The 6,635-nt window shown below is 66.4% G+C and carries 8 protein-coding genes; 3 read left to right on the forward strand and 5 right to left on the reverse strand.

Translation table 11 applies throughout. The features are described 5' to 3' along the window. The 3 genes from H0U68_RS20585 to H0U68_RS20595 all read left to right on the forward strand — a co-directional run. The coding region (locus tag H0U68_RS20585) for a VWA domain-containing protein (RefSeq protein ID WP_296358769.1) at nt 1–624 on the forward strand (624 nt) is incomplete at its 5' end. 44 nt (nt 625–668) lie between these two features. Further along, a complete protein-coding gene (locus H0U68_RS20590; protein ID WP_296358770.1) occupies nt 669–1,220 on the forward strand; it encodes a carbon monoxide dehydrogenase subunit G in 552 nt (183 codons plus the stop codon). Nucleotides 1,221–1,232: 12 nt separating this feature from the next. Next, complete coding sequence (locus tag H0U68_RS20595; protein WP_296358771.1) at nt 1,233–2,261, forward strand: XdhC family protein; 1,029 nt, start codon at nt 1,233–1,235, stop codon at nt 2,259–2,261. 22 nt (nt 2,262–2,283) lie between these two features. Here H0U68_RS20595 and H0U68_RS20600 read toward each other — a convergent pair whose 3' ends face one another. From H0U68_RS20600 to H0U68_RS20620, 5 genes are all read right to left on the reverse strand, one after another. After that, nucleotides 2,284–2,931 carry a glutathione S-transferase gene (locus H0U68_RS20600; protein ID WP_296358772.1) on the reverse strand — a complete coding sequence of 216 codons (648 nt, stop codon included), beginning with the start codon at nt 2,929–2,931 and terminating at the stop codon, nt 2,284–2,286. 10 nt (nt 2,932–2,941) lie between these two features. Next, the gene (locus H0U68_RS20605) at nt 2,942–3,910 is read right to left on the reverse strand and encodes a TRAP transporter substrate-binding protein (protein WP_296358773.1); all 969 of its coding nucleotides are present in this window, start codon (nt 3,908–3,910) and stop codon (nt 2,942–2,944) included. An 82-nt stretch (nt 3,911–3,992) separates the two neighbouring features. Further along, nucleotides 3,993–5,285, reverse strand: a complete 1,293-nt coding sequence (locus H0U68_RS20610) for a TRAP transporter large permease subunit (RefSeq protein ID WP_296358774.1) — start codon at nt 5,283–5,285, stop codon at nt 3,993–3,995. Beyond that, a complete protein-coding gene (locus H0U68_RS20615; RefSeq protein ID WP_296358775.1) occupies nt 5,286–5,795 on the reverse strand; it encodes a TRAP transporter small permease in 510 nt (169 codons plus the stop codon). Nucleotides 5,796–5,859: 64 nt separating this feature from the next. Next, on the reverse strand, nt 5,860–6,635 hold a 776-nt coding region (locus tag H0U68_RS20620; protein WP_296358776.1), incomplete at its 5' end, for a TRAP transporter substrate-binding protein.

Here is a 6,635-nt window from a genome sequence, read left to right on the forward strand (position 1 = left end):
CGCCTGCACTGGGCGCGCACCTTGCGCCACGCGGCGCGAACCGGCGGCGAGCTGGTCGAGCTGCGCCGCATGCAGCGCGCCGAGGAGCCGCTGCCGCTGCTGGTGCTGGTGGACGTGTCCGGCTCGATGGAGCGCTATGCGCGGCTGCTGCTGGCCTTCCTGCACGCGGCCACGCGCGGCCTGCGCCGGCGCGACGTGTTCGCCTTCGGCACGCACCTGACGGACCTCACCTCGGCGTTCCGCATCGCCGATACCGACATGATGCTGGCCGCGGCCGGCGCCGCGATCGATGACTTCGCGGGCGGCACGCGCCTGGGCGATTCGCTGGCCACGCTGCGCATGCGCCACGCCCGCCGCCTGGTCGGCCGGCGCACGCTGGTGCTGGTGATCAGCGACGGGCTGGACACAGGCGAGCCCGATGACCTGGCGCGCGAACTCGGCTGGCTCAAGCGCCGCTGCCGCAGGCTGCTGTGGTTGAATCCATTGCTGCGCTTCGAGGGCTATGCGCCCATCGCGCGCGGCGCCGCGGTGCTGCACAGCCGTGCCGACGGCATGCTGGCCGTGCACAACCTGAGCAGGCTGCAGGACCTGGCGGCCAGCTTGGCCGCGGTCATGCGCCGGTGATGGCGTCAAACGCAAAGCACAAGACACAGGAACGGAGAACACACATGGACATGCAAGGCAGCCGCGCGCTGGGCGTGACGCAGCAGCAGGCCTGGGAGGCGCTGAACGACCCCGAGGTGCTCAAGGCCTGCATCGCCGGCTGCGACAAGCTCGAGCCCACCGGCGAGAACCAGTACACCGTGGGCATGGCGCTGCGCATCGGGCCGGTGTCGGCGCGCTTCGCCGGCAAGATCCAGTTGACCGAGGTGCAGCCGCCCGAGAGCTACACCCTGGGCTTCGAAGGGCAGGGCGGCGCGGCCGGCTTCGGCAAGGGCAGCGCGCAGGTGCGGCTCACGCCCGCCGGCACCGGCTGCGAGTTGGGCTACACGGTGAACGCGCAGGTCGGCGGCAAGATCGCGCAGGTCGGCCAGCGGCTGATCGACGGCGTGGCCAAGTCGATGGCGGAAGACTTCTTCAAGCGTTTCGACGCGGAGATGCAGCGCCGCTACCCGGCGGCGGCCGTGCCCGCCGATACCGTGGCGGGAGAAGGTGAAGAGACGGCGGAGACATCCCGCCCGTGGTGGAAGCTGGGCGGCAAAGGCGAAGACAAGGGCTGAAAGGAGCGCGCGATGGAAAACCTCGACGTCATGGTGCTGCGCGCGCTGCGCGACTGGCGCGCAGCGGCCAAGCGCGGCCTGCTCGCCACGGTGGTGCGCACCTGGGGCTCGTCGCCCCGGCCGGTGGGCTCGATCATGGCCCTGTGCGAGGACGGCTCCGTCGTCGGCTCGGTGTCGGGCGGCTGCATCGAGGACGACCTGGTCTACCGCTTCACGCGCGCGTATGCGGGTGGGGCGGGCGCGTCCGGCAACGCCATCCCCAGCGGGGCGCCCGGCTTCGTGAAGTACGGCATCACCGCCGACGAGGCGCACCGCTTCGGCCTGCCCTGCGGCGGCACGCTGGAACTGCTGCTGGAATACGACCCCGACGCGGCCAGCCTGGCGCAGCTGGTGCAGTCGCTGGAAACCGGCCGCCTGATGCGCCGCGTGGTGCGGCTCGCCGACGGCGCCGTCACGTTGAGCGAAGCGGCGGCGCCGGAGGAGCTGCGGGTCGATGCCGACGCACTGGTGAACACCTTCGGCCCCGAGTACCGCATGCTGCTGATCGGCGCGGGCCAGCTGACCGAATACCTGGCGACCATGGCGCTGTTCAGCGGCTTCGCGGTGACGGTGTGCGACCCGCGCGAGGAATACCGCGGCGCCTGGAGCGTGGCTGGCGCCACGATGTTGAGCGACATGCCCGACGACGTGGTGCTGGCCTTCAAGGCCGACCGGCGCAGCTGCGTGGTGGCGCTCACGCACGACCCCAAGCTGGACGACCTGGCGCTGCTGGAGGCGCTGAAGACGCAAGCCTTCTACGTCGGCGCCATCGGCAGCCGGCGCAACAACGAGGCGCGGCACCAGCGCATGCGCGAGCACTTCGACGTCAGCGCCGATGAACTGGCCCGCCTGCGCGGGCCCATCGGCATCTACATCGGCAGCAAGACGCCGCCCGAGATCGCGGTGAGCGTCATGGCCGAGATCCTGGCGGTGAAGAACTGCGTGGCCCTGCCGCGCGACATGGACGTGGCGCAGGCGAAGAACCAGCTCGCGCACGCCTGAGCGCGCTGTTCGTTACCTGCCTTCAGCGCAGCGGCATGACGCGCTCGCCCGGCATCAGCGCGTAGGGCTCGCGAAAGCCTTGCAGGCCGCGCAGGCGCTGCATCCAGGCGCCGATGTTCGGGAACAGCGCCGCGATGTCCATGCCGCTTTCCTCGACCGGATAGAACATGTAGCCGGCCATCGAGAAGTCGGCGATGGTCGGGCCGTCGCCGACGACCCAGGCGCGGTCCGCCAGGTGCCGGTCGACGACGCCGAAGGTGCTGTCGATGCGGTTGCGCAGGAAGGCCATCACACCCGGATCGGGCTCGGCGGCGATGAAGGCCTTGCTGAAGCGGTAGGTGGCGAAGTAGCTGGTGAACTTGTGGTTGTCGAACAGCAGCCAGCGCAGCACCTCGTAGCGCGCGTCGGCGTCGCGCCCGCCGAACATGCCGTGCCGCTCGGCCAGCCAGTGCATGATCGCGCCCGACTGCGCCAGGCGCTTGCCGTCCGCCGTCTCCAGCACCGGCGTCTCGCCCATGGCGTTGACCTCTTCGCGCCAGCCGGCCTGGCGCGTCTGGCTGGCGCCCATGTAGTCGACGAAGACAGCCTCCCAGGGCTGGCCAAGCGCCTGCAGCATGAGCGCGACCTTGTAGCTGTTGCCGGACTGGCTGAAGCAATGGAGCTTGTACAAACGCCGCCGCCTACTGCTTGTGGTATGCGTCCACCAGCTGCTGGCCTTCGGGGCCGGCCTTGTCCAGCCAGTCCTTGAGCATGGTGTCTCCGATCTTCTTCATGTCGGCCTTCAGCTGCGCGCTGGGCTGCAGGATCTGCATGCCGTTGGCCTTGAGCTTTTCCAGCGTGTCGGTGTTGGCCTTGCGGCTGGCGGCCCAGCCGCGCGCCTCGGCGTCGGCGCCGGCCTTCATCAGCGCGTCCTGCGTGGGCTTGTCCAGCGCATTGAAGGCGGCGCGGTTGACGATCACCGCGTTCTTGGGCAGCCAGGCCTGGGTGTCGTACCAGTTCTTGATGTGCTCGTAGGTCTTGGTGTCGTAGCCGGTGGAGCCGGAGGACATGTAGGAGTCCACCACGCCCGTGGCCATGGCCTGCGACAGCTCGGCCTGCTGCACCGTCACCGGCTGCGCGCCCACCAGTTCGGCGATGCGGGCGGTGGCCGGGCTGTAGGCGCGCCACTTCAGGCCCTTCATGTCGGCCACCGAATTGAGCGTGCGCTTGGTGTAGATGCCCTGCGGCGGCCAGGCCACCGCGTACAGCACCATCATGCCCTGCTCGCCCAGCTTCTTTTCCAGCACGGGCTTTTGCGCGCGCCACAGCTTCATGGCGGAGTCGTAGCTGTCGGCCAGGAAGGGGATGCCGTCGGCACCGAAGATCTGCCACTCGTTCTGGTAGTTCACCAGCAGGATCTCGCCGATCTGCGCCTGGCCGCCCTGCACGGTGCGCTTGATCTCCGGCGCCTTGAACAGCGCGGCGTTCGAGTGAACGGTGATCTTGAGCTTGCCGCCCGAGTACTTGTCGGCGTCCTTGGCGAACTGCTCCAGGTTTTCGGTGTGGAAGTTGCTGGCGGGATAGCCGGACGGCAGGTCCCACTTGGCCTGCGCGGCCGCGTGGCCGGCGAATGCCATGGCAGCGGCGGCCAGTGCGATCTTGAATTTCATGCGTGCTCCAGGAAGAGGAAAAAGAGTGCGGTTCAGCATACGTGCAAGCGCCGTGCCCGGCGAATGGGTGTTTCCCCAGGCGCTACATCTTGGTGGGCAGCCAGGTGGCGATGCCGGGGAAGAACCACAGCAGCAGCACCATGCCGCACATCAGGAAGAAGAACGGCATGGTGACGCGCGCGATCCAGGTGATCTCCTTGCCGGTCATGCCCTGCAGCACGAACAGGTTGAAGCCCACCGGCGGCGTGATCTGCGCCATCTCAACCACGAGCACGATGAAAATGCCGAACCACAGCAGATCGATACCGGCCGTTTGCAAAGTCGGCAGCAGCACCGCCATCGTCAGCACTACCATCGAGATGCCGTCAAGAAAACAGCCGAGCACGATAAAGAACACCATCAGCAGCATGATCAGGCCGAACGGCGGCAGATTCAGCGCGCCGATCGTTTCGGCCAGTTGGCGCGGCAATCCGATAAAGCCCATGGATAGCGCAAGAAATGCCGATCCGGCGAGGATCAACGCGATCATGCAATACAGCCGCGTCGCCGCCATCAGCGAATCGACGAATGCCTGCCGCGTCAGTGTGCGCTGGAAGGCCGACAGCACGAGCGCGCCGACCACTCCCAGCGCGGCTGCCTCGGTCGCGGTCGCAACGCCGAGATAGATCGAGCCCAGCACGGCCACGATCAACAGCATCACCGGAATCAGGTGGCGCGACTCGGCGAGTTTTCCCGCAAAACTGAGCTTGATATCGGCCGGCGGAATGCTGCCGGGATGGCGCAATGCCCAGACGATCGTATAGCCCATGAAGAGCGCCGCCAGCATCAAGCCCGGAATCACGCCGGCGATAAACAGCTTGCCGATCGAAACGTCGGCGGCGACACCGTAGACGATCATGATGATCGACGGCGGAATCAGCAGCCCCAGCGTGCCGGCGCCGGCGAGCGAGCCGATCGAGATCTGCTCGGGATAGTTGCGTTTCGCGAGCTCGGGCAGCGTGATCTTGCCGATCGTGGCGCAGGTGGCGGCCGATGAACCCGACACCGCGGCGAAAATCGTGCAGCCGATGATGTTGGTATGCAACAGGCGACCGGGCAGCCATTGCAGCCATGGCGCGAGCCCGCGAAACATGCCTTCGGAGAGACGTGTCTTCAGCAGAATCTCGCCCATCCAGATAAACAGCGGCAGCGCCGTCAACGTCCAGCTCGACAGTGATCCCCACACCGTCAGCGCCAGTGCATCGCCGGCGGGTCGCGTCGTGAACAGTTCCATGCCGATGAACGCCACGCCGAGCACCGCGATGCCGACCCACACACCGGCGCCCAGAATGACAAACAGCGCGACGATCAGGAGAAAGGCTACAACGGTGCCCATCTATTCGATGTGGGCTGCTTCGTTAACCGCAGGTGGCAGGCGGCGTGTAAGCACCGTGATCGCGAGCTGCTCGATGAACGCCAGCGCGAGTCCGGCCAGGCCGATCGCCATCGAAAGCTGCGGAATCCATAACGGCGTCGCGTCGACGTTCTGCGAAACGTCATTGAACGTGTACGAGCCCCACACGAGGCGCGCCGAGAACCACGCGAAGTAAACGCTGAGCGCGGAGGCAATCGTCAGGCAGAGCACCTCCATCCACCAGCGGGCGCGACCGTGCAGGCGCTGCAGGATCAACGTCACGCGGATGTGATCGCCTTGCCGCAGTGCGTAGCCCAGCGCCAGAAACGAACCCGCCGCGAGGAAGTAACCCGCGTAGGCGTCAGCGCCGGCCATCGAGTAGCCGAGCTCGCGCAGCACGATGCCGGCCACTTCAATCGCCAAAGTGGCGAAAATGAAAAGTGCGGCGAGCGCACCCAAAAGCCTGAACAGCGAATCGAGCAGTGCGCGCATCAGATATCCGCCGCTCAAAAAGATAAGAAAAAGCCGCCTTGGTACGGCGGCGGCTTGTTCCGGACTACTTGCGAAACGAGGTGATGATCGTCTGCCCGTCGGGACCGGCCTTGGCCATCCATTCTGTCAGCATCGTGTCGCCGAGCTTGGTGAGCTCGCTCTTGAGTGCGGGGCTCGGCTCGTATACGGTGATCTTGTTATTGCGCAGCGTGGCGAGCGACTCGCTGGTGTAATCGCGCATGCGCTTCCAGCCGCGCTCCTCGGCATCTTTCGCCGCAGCCACGATCGCATCCTGCGAAGCCTTGTCGAGCTTGTCGAACTCCTTCTGGTTAACGATCACCATGTTCTTCGGCAGCCAGGCGTCGGCCGTAGCGAAGTGAGTCAGGCTTTCCCAGACTTTGGAATCGACGCCGGTGGCACCCGACGACATGAACGAATCCACGACGCCGGTGGACAGCGCCTGCGACAGTTCAGCGGCCTGAATCGTCAGTGGTTGTGCGCCGACCTGTTGCGCGATACGCGTGGTGGCCGGGTTATAGGCGCGCCACTTGAGCCCCTTCATATCGGCGACCGTGTTCAATGGCTTCTTCGTGTAGATGCCCTGCGGTGGCCACGCGACTGCGTACAGCAGCTTGATGCCCTGACCCGCCAGAATCTTTTCGACCACCGGGCGCTGCGCCTGCCACAGTTTCCACGATGCGTCGAACCCGGTGGCGACAAATGGCACCGCGTCGGCGCCGAACACTGGATTCTCGTTCTCCAGCAGGCTCATCAGCACTTCGCCGATCTGCGCCTGGCCGGTCTGCACCGCGCGCTTGATCTCGGGCGCCTTGAACAGCG

This window comes from Ramlibacter sp. (genome assembly GCF_013697775.1).
Taxonomy (GTDB): Bacteria; Pseudomonadota; Gammaproteobacteria; order Burkholderiales; family Burkholderiaceae_C; genus Ramlibacter.

What these genes read in the sequence shown, in the direction of transcription:
- H0U68_RS20590 (WP_296358770.1), top strand. Translation starts at nt 669, where the DNA reads ATGGACATGCAAGGCAGCCGCGCGCTGGGCGTGACGCAGCAGCAGGCC.
- H0U68_RS20595 (WP_296358771.1), top strand. Translation starts at nt 1,233, where the DNA reads ATGGAAAACCTCGACGTCATGGTGCTGCGCGCGCTGCGCGACTGGCGC.
- H0U68_RS20605 (WP_296358773.1), bottom strand. Translation starts at nt 3,910, where the DNA reads ATGAAATTCAAGATCGCACTGGCCGCCGCTGCCATGGCATTCGCCGGC.
- H0U68_RS20610 (WP_296358774.1), bottom strand. Translation starts at nt 5,285, where the DNA reads ATGGGCACCGTTGTAGCCTTTCTCCTGATCGTCGCGCTGTTTGTCATT.
- H0U68_RS20615 (WP_296358775.1), bottom strand. Translation starts at nt 5,795, where the DNA reads ATGCGCGCACTGCTCGATTCGCTGTTCAGGCTTTTGGGTGCGCTCGCC.